We start from the raw sequence: 14,766 nt of genomic DNA, 5'->3' as shown, positions 1-14,766 counted from the left end.
GCATCAGGGAGCGATGAGTTCGCCGGCCTGGGCGAGCGGCACGCCGCGCACCGGGATGCCCTTGCTCTTCAGGGCCTGCAGGAATTCTTCGTCGGCGCTGACAAGCGGTGCCTTCGCCCCCTCGGCGCAGGCCGCATAGAAGCACTCGTGCACGGGCCGGCCGCATTGCAGGGCGATGGCCAGGGCGCGATTGCGCAGCTGCGGCGATTCGACGAAGGCCGAGATGAACGACGGCAGCGCGATGTTGCGCACGATGGGCTCGGCCTGCTCGATCGTGATCTCGCCGCGTGTCGCCTTCTGCCACGCCAGCTCGGCCACGCCCGCGATCAGGATGTCGGGCGCGATCACCTCGTGGCGGTTGGCCAGCAACGAGCGCGCCTGCGGCCGCAACGGCTCCTCGACGAACCATTTGATGGCGACGCCGGGATCGACGACGACGATCACGCGTCCGCTCCCCTGTGCGCGACGCTCACCCGTGGCGTCATGGCGGCGATGCGGTCGGCTTCCTCCAGCGGATCGACCACCAGCGGTTGGCCCGATGCATAGGTCAGCAGGTCGCGCAGATCGGCCTCGAGCGAGCGGCCCCTGGCGCGCGCATGGTTCTTCAGCCGCTCGATGATCGCGACATCGAGGCCGCGGATGGTGAGCGTGGTGCCCCGTTTGGTGGGTGCTGTGGCTGTATCCATTTCCCTCTCCCCTTCAGGCGCAGAATCCGTGGAGGAACCAGCGGGCCGTCGGCTGACCAGTGGCGGCGAGCCTGTAGGGCCCGTCGCGGAACAGCCAGAAGCGGCCACCGTCATCGTCCTCGACGCGGTAGTAATCACGCACTGGCGGCAGGGTGCCGGCCGGCGGGCGGCTGCCGTCGGGTCGCGGACGCCACCATTCGTCGGCGATCCGCTCCGGCCCGTCGGCGCGCACGATGCGATGGGCATGCCGGCGCCAGCGGAAGACCGAGGGCGGATCGTCGGGCACGAAGGCGGTGACCTCGACGGGCTCGGGCCGCTGCAGCAGGCGGGTCGGCCGTGCGCCCTTGAGGCTGGCGACGCGGCGCCAGGCGCCCGCCGCGGCCGGCGTCGTTGCAACGGTGGCGGCGACCTGGACACGCTCGGGCAGATGGCTGTCGCGCGACAGAAGCCGCACGACGTTCTCCGCGCCCAGCCGCAGCGCCAGCCGGTCGGCGAGGTCGATCGTGCCGTCCATGCCCGAGGCGACGGTGGGCGAATCCTGATGGGGCAGTGCATCCTGTGTGCCGCTCCAGGTTTCGACCTCGGGGGCGGACAGGATCATCAGCTCGACGCCGAAGCCGGGATCGAGTTCGCCCAGCTTCTCCTCGAAGAGCTTCATCAGCTTCGGGTTGTCGCGGTTGGGCCGGCTGGTGCCGATCGAGGCGCGGTCGACCGAGCCGTCGACGCGGTAGAGCGCAATCTCGAGCAGGCGTGCACCGACGCCCGCCTGCTCGAACTGGCGGCAGAGGGCGGCCAGCAGGCGGCTGGTCGCGGCGGCGACGTCCTCGCTCCGGCCGATTGGTTCGGCGAAGGCGAGGCGCGTGCGGAAGGCGGGCGGCAGGCGACGCGGCTCGATCGGCTCGTCGAGCCGGCCCAGCGCCTGGTCGATGCGGCGCACCGGCTGCTCACCGAAGCGTCGGACCAGCGGTGCGCGCGGCATGGGATAGAGATCACCGATGCGGCGCAGGCCGAGCTTCAGGAAGGTTTCGAGGATCGGCGCCTCGAGACGCAGCCCCTCGACCGGCAGCGGCGCGAGCGCATCGCGCTGGCCGCGCACCGGACAGAAGAGATCGGCCTGGCGCTCGGCGAAACGCGCCAGCGCCCAGGCCGCGCCCGCCGTGTCGGCCATCGCGGCACGACAGGAAAGATCGCGCCGGGCGAGGCGCGTAACGAGATCGGCCAGCAGCGCGCGCTCGCCGCGCTCGCCCTCGCCGAAGAGATGCGTGCAGCCCGTAACGTCGAGCAGCAGGCCGGCATCGCCGCCGAAGCCGCCGGTGCTGCAGGCCCGTGCGATGTCATCGGCGACCGCCCCACCCATCGGGTCGATCGCCACCCAGGGCGTGTAGCGATCGCACCAGGCCGCGATCGCCTCGACCAGGCGGAGGTCGGCCTGCGGCTCGCCGGCGACCGTGACGAGGTCGGGCAGCAGGGCGCGGGCATCGGCCAGCCGCATGTGCGGGCGCAGGCCGGCGGCGCGGGCGTGCGGATTGACGGCGGCGAGGCGCGGGCAGCCCTCGCGCCAGACGACGGTGGCGGCTGCCCTATCCGACCAGTCTTTCTTCGAAGCGCGTGCCAGGCGATCCGTGGAGAGCTTGGGGAACCACAGCGAGACAATGCGTTTCATCGTTCCACTCCAGGAGCCAGGACGGTGTTTCCGCGGCGGACGGCGTGCCGAAGCGGTTGCGCTTGAGTTCGAGGCGCCAGCGCGGGGCGCCGACATCCTTGAGGCCCGGCGTCGAGCAGGAGGGGGCAGAGGCGATCCGCCACCGCGTCGCGCATACGCTTTGCGGCGGTGCCGGCTGGGCGCGCAGCAGCAGGGCGGGGACGCCGTTCTTCTCGGCCGCGAGCGAGAGCCGGCGGCCGGCCGTGGGATCGGCCGCCCGCGTCTCGCCCACGACGGCCGAGATACCGGGACAGCGCAGACCTTCTTCCATCGCCCAGAAGAGATCCTCGTCGCGCCGCGCCGTGACCATCAGCAGGCGCGCCGGGTCGAACCACGCCGACAGGGCCGGCGCATAGGGCGCTGCGTCGAACGTGCCGGTGGGACGGCGGCACCACAGGATCGTGCCGGGCCCGAAGCGACCGAGCAGATGGGCGGCGAAGCCGAGCGCGGCACCGTCGTGCGGCGCCACCCGCCCGGAGGGGGCAGGCCCTGCCTCGATCTCGTGCAGGGCACCCGTCAGCAGCCCGCCCTCGGGCAGCAGGGCGTCGATGGCGGAGATCCCGAGAGGAACCGAGGCGGCCCGGCCGCTGCGCCGGACACTGTTGGACCTTTCCAGCCGGCGCACCTTTTCCCGCAAGGACGCAGGCAGCGGAACGGCCATATCGTTGGCGGCCCCGGAAGCGGGAGGAGCAAAGGCACTCGGGGAAATGACCGGCATCGCCCCCTCGGTCTGGTGGATGGGCTGTGGGTTAAATGTTCGTGTTTTGTTCTAGTTGCTTCACAATCGTGAGTCAACGGGACTCAGGGCTGGCATATCGAGTGCATCCGGGGAGAAGCTGCCATCCTGACCCGGAGGCTCCATGACTCTTCGTCTGTCCCTTGCTGCCCTGTGCGCCACCGCTTTCGCCCTTCTGGCCGGCCCGGCATTGGCGCGTTGTTCCAAGAACCTGGTCGAGCTCGGTCCCACCCTGCAGGGGCGCGGCGTGCAGATGGCCTCGCTCGACGGGGCGCAGCTGGCGGCGGACACCGCGAGCCGCGCCATCGTCACCTTCCTCGGCCATGCCAGCTTCGAGATCGACACGCCGCAGGGCGTGCGCGCCATCACCGACTACAACGGGCTGAACGGTTTCGGCCGCAAGCCCGACATCGTGACGATGAACAACGCGCATTCCACGCACTACACCGACCAGCCCGAGGACGGGATCACCTACGTTCTGCGCGGCTGGCCGGACGAGGCCGGTCAGACCGAGGCGCGCCACGACGTCTCGCTCAAGGACCTCAAGGTCGCGAACCTGCCGACCAATGCGCGCGACTGGGGCGGCGGCTCGGCGCGCATCAACGGCAACTCGATCTTCACCTTCACCATCGGCGATCTCTGCATCGCCCATCTCGGCCACCTGCATCACCGGTTGACCCGGGATCATCTCGACGAACTCGGCCGCATCGACGTGCTGATGGTGCCGATCGACGGCGCCTACACGGTCGGCCTGCCGGTGATGGTCGAGGTCATCCGCCAGATCCAGCCCCGCATCGTGCTGCCGATGCACTATTGGGGGCGCGGCCAGGTCGCACGCTTCGAGGAACTGATGGCCGACCAGGACGCGGTCTTCATCTGGCCCGACCGCCGCACCATCGAGGTCGCCCACGACAAGCTGCCCGAGAAGCTCACCGTCTATGTCGTCGGCGGGAATGGCGGCGACTGACGTGAACCGCTAGGCGCCGCGTCCCTTCTCGAAGCCCGCGAGGAACTGGACCAGGTTGCGGCCGAGATCGTCGCCGAGATAACCGCCTTCCTGGACCAGCACGGTCGGAAGACCAAGCCGTGCGATCTTCTCGGCCATGGCATGGAAGCCCGCGCCAGTGACCTTGAGGCCCTGCAGCGGATCGCTCTCGCTGGCATCGAGGCCCAGCGCCACGACGAGAGCCGTCGGCTGAAAATCGCGGATGCGTGCGAGGGCCTTGTCGCCGGCCTCGAGCCAGGGCGCGTCGGGTGAGCCCAGCGGCAGCGGAAGGTTGAGGTTGAAGCCCTCGCCCTTGCCGGCACCGTGCTCGTGCGCATGGCCCCAGAAGAAGGGGTAGTAATGGTCGGGATCGGCGTGGATCGAGACGGTGAGCACGTCGTCGCGCTCGTAGAAGATGCCCTGCGTGCCGTTGCCGTGATGCACGTCGACATCGAGGATCGCCACGCGCTCGTGCTTGCCCCGCAGTCTCTGTGCGGCCACGGCGGTGTTGTTCAGGAAGCAGAAGCCGCCGGCCATGTCGGCATAGGCGTGGTGGCCCGGCGGCCGACAGAGCGCGTAGGCATGGGCCTCGCCCGCCAGCACCATGTCGGCGACCGTGGCAGCCACTTCGGTGGCGGCGAGGGCTGCGTCCCAGGTGTGCGGCCCGATCGGGCAGCCGGTGTCGACCTGATGCCAGCCGGCGCGGCCCGCCAGCGCCTTCGGATAGGAGGCATGGGCACGCGCCGGATGGACGTTGGGCACGACTTCCGGACCCGCACCCGGCAGCTTCGCCCATTCGCGCGCCGCGATCTGCAGGAAGTCGAGGTATTCCGGCGTATGCACGGTGGCCGCCGGCGCCGGACCGTATGACCCCGGCGGCACGATCGTGTGGCCGGCTTCCGTGGCGGCGGCCAGCAGGAGGGTGGCGCGTTCAGGCTGCTCGGCGCTGCGCAGCTTGGTGCCCCGCACCACGAAGTGCTGCGGATCGTGTTGGGCGTGCTTCTCGGAATAGACGATCTTCACGATGGGACCTCAACTGGTCGCGATGGCCTTCGCCGACTTCAGCGCGGCGATCTCGTCATCGCTATAGCCCACCTCGCGCATGATCTCGACCGTGTGCTCGCCGATGCCGGGCGACTTCTGCCGCGTTTCGACCGGCGCGGCCGACAGCTTGATCGGGTTGGCGGCCGACTTCACCGGGCCGATGCCGGGATAGTCGATCTCCAGCACGCTGCCGCGCGCCCTGGCATGCTCGCTCGCCATCACGTCGCTCACCTTGTAGGCGGCGGAGCAGGGCATGCCGGCGGGGATCAGCCGCTCGAGCAACTCGTCGGCCGTGTACTGCAGGAAATAGTCCTCGATCATCCCTTCGAGGAGCGCCCGATGGGCGACGCGTCCGGCATTGGTCTTGAAGCGCTCGTCGTCGAGCCAGTCCTTCCGGCCGAGCGCCGTGCAGAGCAGGCGCCAGAAGGCGTCGTTGGTGCCCGCCACAAACACCGGCTGCGTCTTGGTCGGGAAGACGCGCAGCGGGCAGAGGATCGTGTTCGACGTACCCATGCGCTCCGGATTCTCGCCGGTGAGACCGTGATTGGTGATCCAGTGGCTCATCATGTGCATGCCGACGTCGAACAGCGACAGGTCGAGGCGCTGGCCCTTGCCGGTCTTGATCCGCTGCAGCAGCGCGAAGGCGATGCCGCCGGCGCAGGCGAGACCGGTCGAATAATCGATCGGCGCCGTGCCGACGCGGCACATCTCACCCTGGTAAGGACCGGTTGCGTCCATCAGGCCGATCTCGGCCTGGATGCAGGGATCGTAGCCCGCACGCGGCGAGTAGGGGCCGGTCTGGCCGTAGCCGGAGATCGAGGCATAGATCGTTTGCGGATTGACCTTCGACACGACATCCCAGCCGAAGCCCAGCTTGTCGATCACGCCCGGTGTGAAGGCTTCCATGAACACGTCGGCCTTCTTGACCAGTCGCATCAGCACGTCCTTGCCGCCCTCGCTGCGCAGGTCGATCGCCAGCCCGCGCTTGTTGCGATTCATCGACGGCACCCAGGCGCCGCCGAAATGCGGCCGGAAGTGCTCGCCGTTCAGCGGCTCGACCTTGATCACGTCGGCGCCCATGTCGCCCAGCATCTGGCCGGCCGTGGGACCGGCGATGACCTGCGTCAGGTCGAGAACGAGCGTATCGGACAGCGGAAGCATGCGGGTACACATCCAATGTTGTGAGGTTCGAGCAATAGCGGCGCGCAACCGATCCGGCCAGCGCCGGCCTAAGCGCCCAGCAGGCGTCTGGCCAGCAAAGCACGCATATCGCGACGACCATCCGCGATGAGGAACACAACGACCTCTCGCTCATAGACGCGATAGACGATGCGGTATGGCTTGAAATGGAATTCACGGAAGCTGCGGTTGCCCATGGTCATAAGCTCCCGCGGATATGGTCCGCGGTCCGGCAAGCTGGCCAGCGACGCGAGGGCTTCCTCGATTCGATTGGCGACGTGCTCGGCTTTTTCGGGCAAGTCGTGGAGCGCGATGTAGCGGGCAATGTCGTCGAGATCGAGAAGGGCCTGCTCGGTCAGTGTCACCGTGTAGCGCTTCATTCCCCCGCTCTTGCCCGTTTGATCCGGTCGCGGAACCGTCGCATCGCCTTCGCGGCGGGAACGGTCTTGCCTTCTCTGACCTGCTGCTCGCCAAGGGCAAGAATTTTGAGGAGCGCAAGTGTCTCCTGCGTTTCCTCGTAACTGGCGATGTCCTGAATGACAGCGGTCGCTTCGCCATTCTGGGTGATGATCATCGGCTCGCCGCTTGCGGCAAGGCCGCGCACGACCTCGGCAGCGTTCGCCTTGAGGTAGCTGATGGGCTTGATCCGGGTGGAGTATTTCATGGTAGGGTCCCCCTGACCCTGGACTGAATTTAGTCTGTTAACGGCTTGCTGACAACGGAGCCCGCATGACCACCGCCGACCGCCCCAATCTCCGCGTGGATCACGACCGGCTGTGGTCGAGCCTGATGGAGCTCGGCCAGATCGGTGGAACCGAGAAGGGTGGCGTCTGCCGCATCGCGCTGACAGATCTCGACCGCCAGGGACGCGATCTGTTCGTGCGCTGGGCGAAGGAGGCGGGCTGCACCATCAAGGTCGACCAGCTGGGCAACGTCTTCGCCCGCCGCGAGGGTCGCGATCCGGCCAGGCCGCCGATCATGACCGGCTCCCATCTCGACACCCAGCCGACCGGCGCAAATTCGACGGTGCCTATGGCGTGATGGCGGGGCTCGAAGTGCTGCGCGTGCTGCACGATTCGAACTACGTCACCGACGCGCCGATCGAGGTCGCCGTGTGGACCAATGAGGAAGGCTGCCGCTTCGCGCCGGCGATGGTCGCGTCGGGTGTGTTCGGCGGCGCCTTCACGCTGGAGCATGCCCTGTCGATCAAGGATCGCGACGGCGTGACCTTCGGGGAGGCGCTGAGGCAGATCGGCTATGACGGTAAGGAACCGGTCGGCGGCCGGCCGGTCGGCGCCTTCTTCGAGGCGCATATCGAACAGGGTCCGATCCTGGAGCGCGAGAAGAAGACGATCGGCGTCGTGACGGGCGCGCAGGGTCAGCGCTGGTACGAGATCAACTGGACGGGCATGGAGAGCCATGCCGGCACGACGCCGATGGAAGGCCGTCGCGATGCGCTGGTCGGGGCCGCCGAGCTGATCGTGGAGTGCCGCCGCATCGGCAACCGCCCCAACGGACGTTCGACCATCGGCGTGATCGAGAGCCAGCCGCAGGCGCGCAACACCATCCCGGGCCGCGTCTTCATGACGGTCGACTTCCGTCATCCCGACGACGGCGAGCTGACGAAGATGGATACCGAGATGCGCGCCGCTGTGGCCGACATCGCCAAACGCCATCGGCTCGAGGTGAAGATCGAGCAGATCTGGTACTTCCCGCCGTCGCCCTTCGCGAAGGAGCTGGTCGATGCGGTGCGCCGTGGCGCCGAGCAGGCGGGCTATCCGCACATGGACATCGTGAGCGGGGCGGGCCACGACGCCTGCTATGTCAGCCGCGTCGCCCCGACCGCCATGGTGTTCGTGCCCTGCAAGGACGGCGTCAGCCACAACGAGATCGAGGACGCCAGCAAGAGCGACGTCGGTGCCGGTGCGCAGATCCTATTGCAAGCAATGGTCGAGCGCGCGAATGCTGCTTGACGTGTCATACGGCGATCGATCGACGAAGTTTGTCATCCCGAGCCGCAGGCGAGGGACCTTTGATCGCTGTCGCGAAAGGTCCCTCGCTGCGCTCGGGATGACACCAAGGTTGAACCCCGCAAGCGTGCTCCCGTGAAATCCGGTGGTCTCGTATCCGTCGCGGCCGCTGCGCTGGTCGCGACGATCGCCGGCGTGGGCGGCACCTTGCCGGTCGTGCTGGCGGCTGCGCAGGCCGTCGGCGCGACGCCCGATCAGGCAAGCTCCTGGGTTTCCGGCCTCGGCCTCGCCACGGCGGCCAGCGCCCTGCTGCTCAGCGTGCGTTATCGCATGCCGATCATCACCGCCTGGTCGACGCCGGGCGCGGCGCTGATCGCCTCGACCTCCGGCGTGCCGAGTTTCGCGGCGGCGGTCGGCGCCTTCGTCCTGGCCGCGCTTCTGATTCTGCTGACGGCCGCGGTGAAGCCGCTCGGCCGGTTGATCGGCAAGATTCCGCCCAGCATCGCCGCCGCCATGCTGGCGGGCATCCTGCTGCGCCTCGTCATGGCGATGGTCGAGCATGTGCCGTCCGCACCGCTGCTGGTGCTTCCGCTGATCGCCCTGTTCCTGGTGGCGCGCATCCGCTTCCCCGCCCTTTCTTCGCTGATCGTGCTGGTCGCCGGCGCGCTGCTCGCCTGGTCGCTCGGCCTCGTGAAGCCGTTGCCGTCGCTCGGCCTCTCGACCCTGGTCGTCACCGCGCCCGCGTGGGACGTGGCTACGCTCGTCGGTCTCGGCGTGCCGCTCTATCTGGTTACGATGGCGTCGCAGAATCTGCCGGGCTTCGCGGTGCTGCGCGGCTCGGGCTACCAGCCGCCGACGCAGCCCATCCTCGCGGTGACGGGTGCGGCATCGCTCGGAACGGCGTTCCTCGGTGCCCACACGTCGAACCTCGCCGCAATCTCGGCCGCTCTGTGCACCGGTCCCGACGCCCATCCCGATCCGGCGCAGCGCTGGAAGGCGGGGCCATTCTACGCCGTGTTCTGGATCCTGATCGCCCTGTTCGGCGCCTCGCTGGTCGGTCTGTTCGGCGCACTGCCGCCGGCCCTGCTTGCGACGGTCGCGGGCACGGCGCTGCTGGGCTCGACGGCGGGCGCCCTCGGCATCGCGCTGGTCGGCGAGCAGGACCGTCTCGCGGCGACGGGCACCTTGGCCGTCACGGTTTCGGGCGTCACCTTGATGGGCGTCGGTTCGGCCTTCTGGGGACTGTGCTTCGGTCTGCTGATCCTGGTTCTGGAGCGTCTGTTCAGGCGGTAGGGCCGGACGCCTCCGCCTTGAGACGCGCGACGGCCTCGCGCACCGGCGCCTCGAGCCCTGTGCCGCCCGCGTCCAGATGCGCCACGATGGCTGCCCGCATGCGCGGCTCCCAGAACTTGAGCAGATGATCGGCGATGGCCATGGACGGGTCGGCGCCGCGCTGCGAGGCGAAGAACTGGCCGATCTGGTTGGCCATTCGCACCAGCTTGGCGGCTTCCATCGCGTCTATTCCGCCGCCGGTGCGGCCGCGATGCGCCGGCGGGCGACCGCCTGCGCGTCGTAAGTGCGCTGCCAGTCGCTCGGGCCGTTCGACGGCGCCACCTGGACCGCGGTCACCTTGTACTCGGGGCAGTTGGTCGCCCAGTCGGAATTGTCGGTGGTGACGACGTTCGCCTGTGTGCCGGGGTGATGGAAGGTCGTGTAGACGACGCCCGGCGCCACGCGGTCGGTGACGCGGGCGCGCAGCGTCGTGCCGCCGGCGCGGCTGTCGAGCCTCACCCAGTCGCCGTCGCGCACGCCCCGGTCCTCGGCATCGTGCGGATGGATTTCCAGCACGTCCTCGTCGTGCCACACGATGTTGGCCGTGCGCCGCGTCTGGGCGCCGACATTGTACTGCGAGAGGATGCGGCCGGTCGTCAGCAGCAGCGGAAAGCGCCGACCGACCCTCTCGTCGGTCGGCACGTACTCGGTGACGATGAAGCACCCCTTGCCGCGCACGAAGCCATCGGCATGCATCACCGGCGTGCCGGTGGGAGCGCGCTCGTTGCAGGGCCACTGGACCGAGCCCTCGCGGTCGAGCAACTCGTAGGAGACGCCGGCAAAGGTGGGCGTGGTGCGCGCGATCTCGTCCATCACCTGCGAGGGATGGTCGTAGTGCATGTCGAAGCCCATCGCCTTTGCGATCGCCAGCGTGATCTCCCAGTCGGCCAGGCCGTTCTTCGGCGTCATGACCTTGCGCACGCGGTTGATGCGCCGCTCGGCATTGGTGAAGGTGCCGTCCTTTTCGAGGAAGGTCGAGCCGGGCAGGAAGACGTGGGCGTAGGCCGCCGTCTCGTTCAGGAACAGGTCCTGCACGACGACGCATTCCATGGCGGCCAGCGCCTCGGCCACGTGGTGCGTGTCGGGATCGGACTGCAGGATGTCCTCGCCCTGGACGTAGAGGCCCTTGAAGCTGCCATCGAGCGCCGCATCCAGCATGTTGCCGATGCGCAGGCCCGGCTCGGCATCGAGCGGCCGGCCCCACAGCGCCTCGAAGGTGCCGCGCACGCCGTCGTCGGAGACATGGCGGTAGCCCGAAAATTCATGCGGGAAGGAGCCCATGTCGCACGAGCCCTGGACGTTGTTCTGCCCGCGCAGGGGATTCACGCCGACGCCGGGCCGCCCGATGTTGCCGGTGGCCATCGCGAGGTTGGCGATCGCCATCACCACGGTCGAACCCTGGCTGTGCTCGGTGACGCCCAGCCCGTAGTAGATCGCTCCATTGCCGCCGGTGGCGTAGAGGCGGGCGGCCTCCCGGATCGTCTCGGAGGCAACACCGGCGACCGGCCCGACCGTCTCAGGACTGTTGCGCGAGTCGGCCACGAAGGCCGCCCAGTCCTCGAAGGTCGAGAGATCGCAGCGCTCCCGGACGAAGGCATCGTCGACCAAGCCTTCGGTGACGATGGTATGGGCGAGGGCGTTGAGGATCGCGGCATTGGTGCCGGGCCGCAGCGCCAGATGGAAGGCGGCTTCGACGTGCGGCGTGCGCACGAGATCTATGCGGCGCGGGTCGATCACGATCAGCCTGGCACCCTGCCGCAGGCGCTTCTTGAGGCGAGAGGCGAACACCGGATGGGCGTCGGTGGGATTGGCGCCGATCACCAGCACGACGTCGGTTTCTTCGACCGAATCGAAATCCTGGGTTCCGGCCGATGTGCCGAAAGTGGCCTTCAGCCCGTAGCCGGTCGGCGAGTGGCAGACCCGCGCACAGGTGTCGACATTGTTGTTGCCGAAACCGCCGCGCACCAGCTTCTGGACCAGATAGGTCTCCTCGTTGGTGCAGCGCGACGAGGTGATGCCGCCGATGGCGCGCTTGCCGTGCGCCTGCTGCAGCCGCCTGAACTCGGAGGCGACGCGAGCGATGGCCTCGTCCCAGCTCACCTCCCGCCAGGGCTGATCGATGGTCTCGCGGACCATCGGCTTCAGGATGCGCTCGCGATGATGGGCATACCCCCAGGCAAACCGGCCCTTGACGCACGAATGACCGTGATTGGCCTTGCCGTCCTTGGCCGGCACCATGCGCACCAGCTCCTCGCCGCGCATCTCCGCCTTGAAGTTGCAGCCGACGCCACAATAGGCACAGGTCGTCGTCACCGAGTGCTCCGGCTGGCCGATCTCGATCACCGACTTCTCGATCAGCGTGGCCGTCGGGCAGGCCTGCACGCAGGCACCGCACGAGACGCATTCCGAGGCGATGAAGCTCTCGGCCATGCCTGCCGAAACCTTGGACTCGAAGCCGCGCCCCTGGATGGTGAGCGCGAAGGTTCCCTGCACTTCCTCGCAGGCGCGCACGCAGCGCGAGCAGACGATGCACTTGGACGGATCGAAAGTGAAATAGGGGTTGGACTCGTCCTTCTCCTGGCCGAGATGGTTCTCGCCCTGGTCTCCGTAGCGGACCTCGCGCAGGCCGACGGCTCCCGCCATGTCCTGAAGTTCGCAATCGCCGTTGGCGGCGCAGGTCAGGCAATCGAGCGGATGATCGGAGATGTAGAGTTCCATCACGCCCTTGCGGACCTGCTTCAGCCGCTCGGTCTGGGTCGAGACCACCATGCCGGACGCGACCGGCGTCGTGCAGGAGGCGGGCGTGCCGTTGCGGCCCTCGATCTCGACCAGGCACAGCCGGCAGGAGCCGAACGCCTCGATCGAATCGGTGGCGCAGAGCTTGGGCACCTGGATGCCGGCCTCGACGGCGGCCCGCATGACCGAGGTGCCAACGCGCACCATCACCTCGTGGCCGTCGATGGTGAGCTTGACCGTCGCGGGCGCGTTGCTGGCGGGCGTGCCATGGTCGATCTCGTGAACGAACGACATGAGCCTGTCCTCTAGTCCGCTGCCGCGGCGAGGCGCGGGCGGCTGAAATCCTCGGGGAAATGTCGCAGCGCGCTCATCACCGGATAGGGCGTGAAGCTTCCGAGCGCGCAGAGCGAGCCGAATTTGAGCGTCTGGCAGAGGTCCTCGATCAGGGCGAGGTTGGCCGCGACGCGCTCGCCCCTCAGGATGCGATCCATGGTTTCGGTGCCGCGCACCGAGCCGATGCGGCAGGGCGTGCACTTGCCGCAGGATTCGAGGGCGCAGAAGTCGAGCGCGAAACGGGCCTGCCGGGCCATGTCGACGCGATCGTCGAACACCACGATGCCGCCGTGCCCGAGCAGGCCGTCGCGGGCCGCAAAGGCCTCGTAGTCGAACGGCGTGTCGAACAGCGCGCGCGGGAAGTAGGCGCCGAGCGGGCCGCCGACCTGGACCGCTCGCACCGGCCGGCCATTGGCCGTACCGGCGCCGATATCGTCGACGATCTCGCCCAGCGTGAGGCCGAAGGCCGTTTCGAACAGTCCGCCGTGCCGGACATTGCCGGCGAGCTGGATCGGCATGGTGCCGCGCGAGCGGGCTGTGCCAAGAGCAGCGTATCGCTCGGCGCCGTCGGCCAGGATCGCCGGTACGCAGGCCAGGGTGAGGAGATTGTTGATCACCGTCGGACGGCCGAACAGGCCCTTGTGGGCCGGCAGCGGCGGCTTGGCGCGGACCTGGCCGCGGCGTCCCTCGAGGCTTTCGAGAAGCGACGTCTCCTCGCCGCACACATAGGCGCCGGCGCCGACCCTGATCTCGATGTCGAAGGCGAAGCCACCGGCCGCGGCGTCCGCGCCGAGACAGCCGCTCGCACGGGCGATGTTCAGCGCCTCGCTCATCACGCGGATGGCGTCGGGGTATTCGGACCGGATGTAGACGAAGCCCTTGGCAGCGCCGGCGGCGAAGCCCGCGATCGTCATGCCTTCGATCACGCCGAACGGATCGCCTTCCAGGAGCATCCGGTCGGCATAGGTTCCCGAATCGCCCTCGTCGGCGTTGCAGACGATGTAGCGGCGGTCGGCATCGGTGTCGGCGACCGTCCGCCACTTGACGCCGGTCGGGAAGCCCGCGCCGCCGCGCCCGCGCAGGCCCGACCGGACCACTTCCTCGATCGTGGCGGCAGGCCCGAGGGAAAGGGCGCGGGCGAGGCCGCGATAGCCGCCATGGGCGCGATAGTCTGCCAGCGACAGCGGGTCGATGACACCGCAGCGCCCGAAGGTGATGCGCGTCTGGCGCTTCAGAAAGGGGATGTCGTCGGGCCGGCCGAGGCAGAGCGGGTGGGATTTCGCTGCCTGCGGGCCGAGGACGAGCAGGCCCGGCACGTCGGCCGGCGCCACGGGCCCGAAGGCAAGACGCCCCTCTCGGGTTTCCAGCTCCACCATCGGTTCGAGCCAGAACAGGCCGCGCGAGCCCGTGCGCACCAGCTCGATAGGGAGATCGAGCCGCCGCGCTTCGGTGGCGATGGCCGTCGCCACGCGATCGGCACCGACCGCGCGGGCCGCGGCGTCGCGCGGCACGAAGATCCTGAGCGTCATGCGCCGATCTCGTCCGCCAGCTCGTCCGGCGAGTCCTCGTTCAGGCGTCCGATCGGCGCCTCGTCGAGCAGGCCGGCGGGCGCGCAGGCGCACAGGCCGAGACAGTAGACTGCCTCGACGGTCAGCCGACCATCCGGCGTCGTGGCGCCCCACTCGAGGCCGAAGCGGTCGAGGATCCGGCGTGCGATGCGCTCGCCATCCATTGCCTGGCAGGCCTCCGCCCGGCAGAGCTTGAGCATCTGCCGGCCGGCCGGCGCTTCGCGGAAATCATGATAGAAGGTGACGACGCCATGCACCTCGGCGCGCGTGAGATTGAGCGCGTGGGCAACGAAGGGCACCGCGGGCGGCGGAATGCAGCGGAAGGTCGCCTGCAGATCATGCAGGATCGGCAGCAGGGCACCTTCCTGGCCGGCATGGCGCCGGACGATTTCTGCGGCTTGCGGCTCGTTCCAGGCCACTGGCATCGTTTCGCTCCCGTTCCGGCGCATGATCTGCCGTCGGGCGCGTCGCTTCAACAAAGCAGACCCATCAGGC

General features: G+C 68.7%; 14 protein-coding genes and 1 pseudogene. 3 read left to right on the top strand and 12 right to left on the bottom strand.

What is annotated here, in order from left to right:
• Positions 1-3 precede the first annotated feature (3 nt).
• Genes ACO07K_RS15645 through ACO07K_RS15630 form a run of 4 tightly spaced genes read right to left on the bottom strand, consistent with a single transcriptional unit; the run spans position 4 to position 3,049 of the window.
• Positions 4-444 (bottom strand): type II toxin-antitoxin system VapC family toxin, encoded by a 441-nt coding sequence (locus tag ACO07K_RS15645; RefSeq protein ID WP_422029351.1) that lies wholly within the window; start codon positions 442-444, stop codon positions 4-6.
• Positions 441-686 carry a FitA-like ribbon-helix-helix domain-containing protein gene (locus ACO07K_RS15640; protein WP_422029349.1) on the bottom strand — a complete coding sequence of 82 codons (246 nt, stop codon included), beginning with the start codon at positions 684-686 and terminating at the stop codon, positions 441-443. The genes ACO07K_RS15645 and ACO07K_RS15640 overlap by 4 nt, the downstream gene beginning before the upstream one ends.
• Positions 687-699: 13 nt before the next feature.
• On the bottom strand, positions 700-2,349 hold the full coding sequence (locus ACO07K_RS15635) for a Y-family DNA polymerase (protein WP_422029347.1): 1,650 nt from the start codon (positions 2,347-2,349) through the stop codon (positions 700-702).
• Positions 2,267-3,049, bottom strand: coding sequence for an ImuA family protein (locus ACO07K_RS15630; RefSeq protein ID WP_422029345.1), 783 nt, complete (start codon positions 3,047-3,049; stop codon positions 2,267-2,269). The genes ACO07K_RS15635 and ACO07K_RS15630 overlap by 83 nt, the downstream gene beginning before the upstream one ends.
• Positions 3,050-3,248: 199 nt before the next feature.
• On the opposite strand from ACO07K_RS15630, the gene ACO07K_RS15625 reads away from it, so the two are divergent.
• Entirely contained in the window at positions 3,249-4,091 is an 843-nt protein-coding gene (locus ACO07K_RS15625) for an MBL fold metallo-hydrolase (RefSeq protein WP_422029343.1), read from the top strand.
• A gap of 9 nt (positions 4,092-4,100) precedes the next feature.
• On the opposite strand, the gene ACO07K_RS15620 is transcribed toward ACO07K_RS15625, so the two are convergent.
• From ACO07K_RS15620 to ACO07K_RS15605, 4 genes are all read right to left on the bottom strand, one after another.
• Positions 4,101-5,132: a histone deacetylase family protein gene (locus ACO07K_RS15620; protein ID WP_422029341.1), complete on the bottom strand. Its 1,032-nt coding sequence runs from the start codon at positions 5,130-5,132 to the stop codon at positions 4,101-4,103.
• 9 nt (positions 5,133-5,141) lie between these two features.
• On the bottom strand, positions 5,142-6,314 hold the full coding sequence (locus ACO07K_RS15615; RefSeq protein ID WP_422029339.1) for a CaiB/BaiF CoA transferase family protein: 1,173 nt from the start codon (positions 6,312-6,314) through the stop codon (positions 5,142-5,144).
• Between the two features lie 68 nt (positions 6,315-6,382).
• Positions 6,383-6,712, bottom strand: coding sequence for a type II toxin-antitoxin system RelE/ParE family toxin (locus ACO07K_RS15610; protein WP_422029337.1), 330 nt, complete (start codon positions 6,710-6,712; stop codon positions 6,383-6,385).
• A complete protein-coding gene (locus ACO07K_RS15605) occupies positions 6,709-6,996 on the bottom strand; it encodes a type II toxin-antitoxin system Phd/YefM family antitoxin (RefSeq protein ID WP_422029335.1) in 288 nt (95 codons plus the stop codon). The genes ACO07K_RS15610 and ACO07K_RS15605 overlap by 4 nt, the downstream gene beginning before the upstream one ends.
• 65 nt (positions 6,997-7,061) lie before the next feature.
• On the opposite strand from ACO07K_RS15605, the pseudogene ACO07K_RS15600 reads away from it, so the two are divergent.
• Positions 7,062-8,305, top strand: a pseudogene (locus tag ACO07K_RS15600) (Zn-dependent hydrolase).
• Between the two features lie 132 nt (positions 8,306-8,437).
• A complete protein-coding gene (locus ACO07K_RS15595) occupies positions 8,438-9,595 on the top strand; it encodes a benzoate/H(+) symporter BenE family transporter (protein ID WP_422029333.1) in 1,158 nt (385 codons plus the stop codon).
• Here ACO07K_RS15595 and ACO07K_RS15590 read toward each other — a convergent pair.
• The 4 genes from ACO07K_RS15590 to ACO07K_RS15575 are packed head-to-tail and all read right to left on the bottom strand — an operon-like array spanning position 9,585 to position 14,696.
• Positions 9,585-9,815, bottom strand: a complete 231-nt coding sequence (locus ACO07K_RS15590) for a formate dehydrogenase subunit delta (protein ID WP_422029331.1) — start codon at positions 9,813-9,815, stop codon at positions 9,585-9,587. The genes ACO07K_RS15595 and ACO07K_RS15590 overlap by 11 nt on opposite strands.
• A gap of 5 nt (positions 9,816-9,820) precedes the next feature.
• Positions 9,821-12,664: a formate dehydrogenase subunit alpha gene (gene fdhF / locus ACO07K_RS15585; RefSeq protein WP_422029329.1), complete on the bottom strand. Its 2,844-nt coding sequence runs from the start codon at positions 12,662-12,664 to the stop codon at positions 9,821-9,823.
• Positions 12,665-12,675: 11 nt separating this feature from the next.
• The gene (locus ACO07K_RS15580; protein WP_422029327.1) at positions 12,676-14,232 is read right to left on the bottom strand and encodes a formate dehydrogenase beta subunit; all 1,557 of its coding nucleotides are present in this window, start codon (positions 14,230-14,232) and stop codon (positions 12,676-12,678) included.
• Positions 14,229-14,696 carry a formate dehydrogenase subunit gamma gene (locus ACO07K_RS15575; protein ID WP_422029325.1) on the bottom strand — a complete coding sequence of 156 codons (468 nt, stop codon included), beginning with the start codon at positions 14,694-14,696 and terminating at the stop codon, positions 14,229-14,231. The genes ACO07K_RS15580 and ACO07K_RS15575 overlap by 4 nt, the downstream gene beginning before the upstream one ends.
• Positions 14,697-14,766 lie beyond the last annotated feature (70 nt).

Source organism: Reyranella sp., assembly GCF_965228225.1.
Classification (GTDB): Bacteria; Pseudomonadota; Alphaproteobacteria; order Reyranellales; family Reyranellaceae; genus Reyranella.
This window is presented reverse-complemented; position numbering and strand designations above follow the sequence as displayed.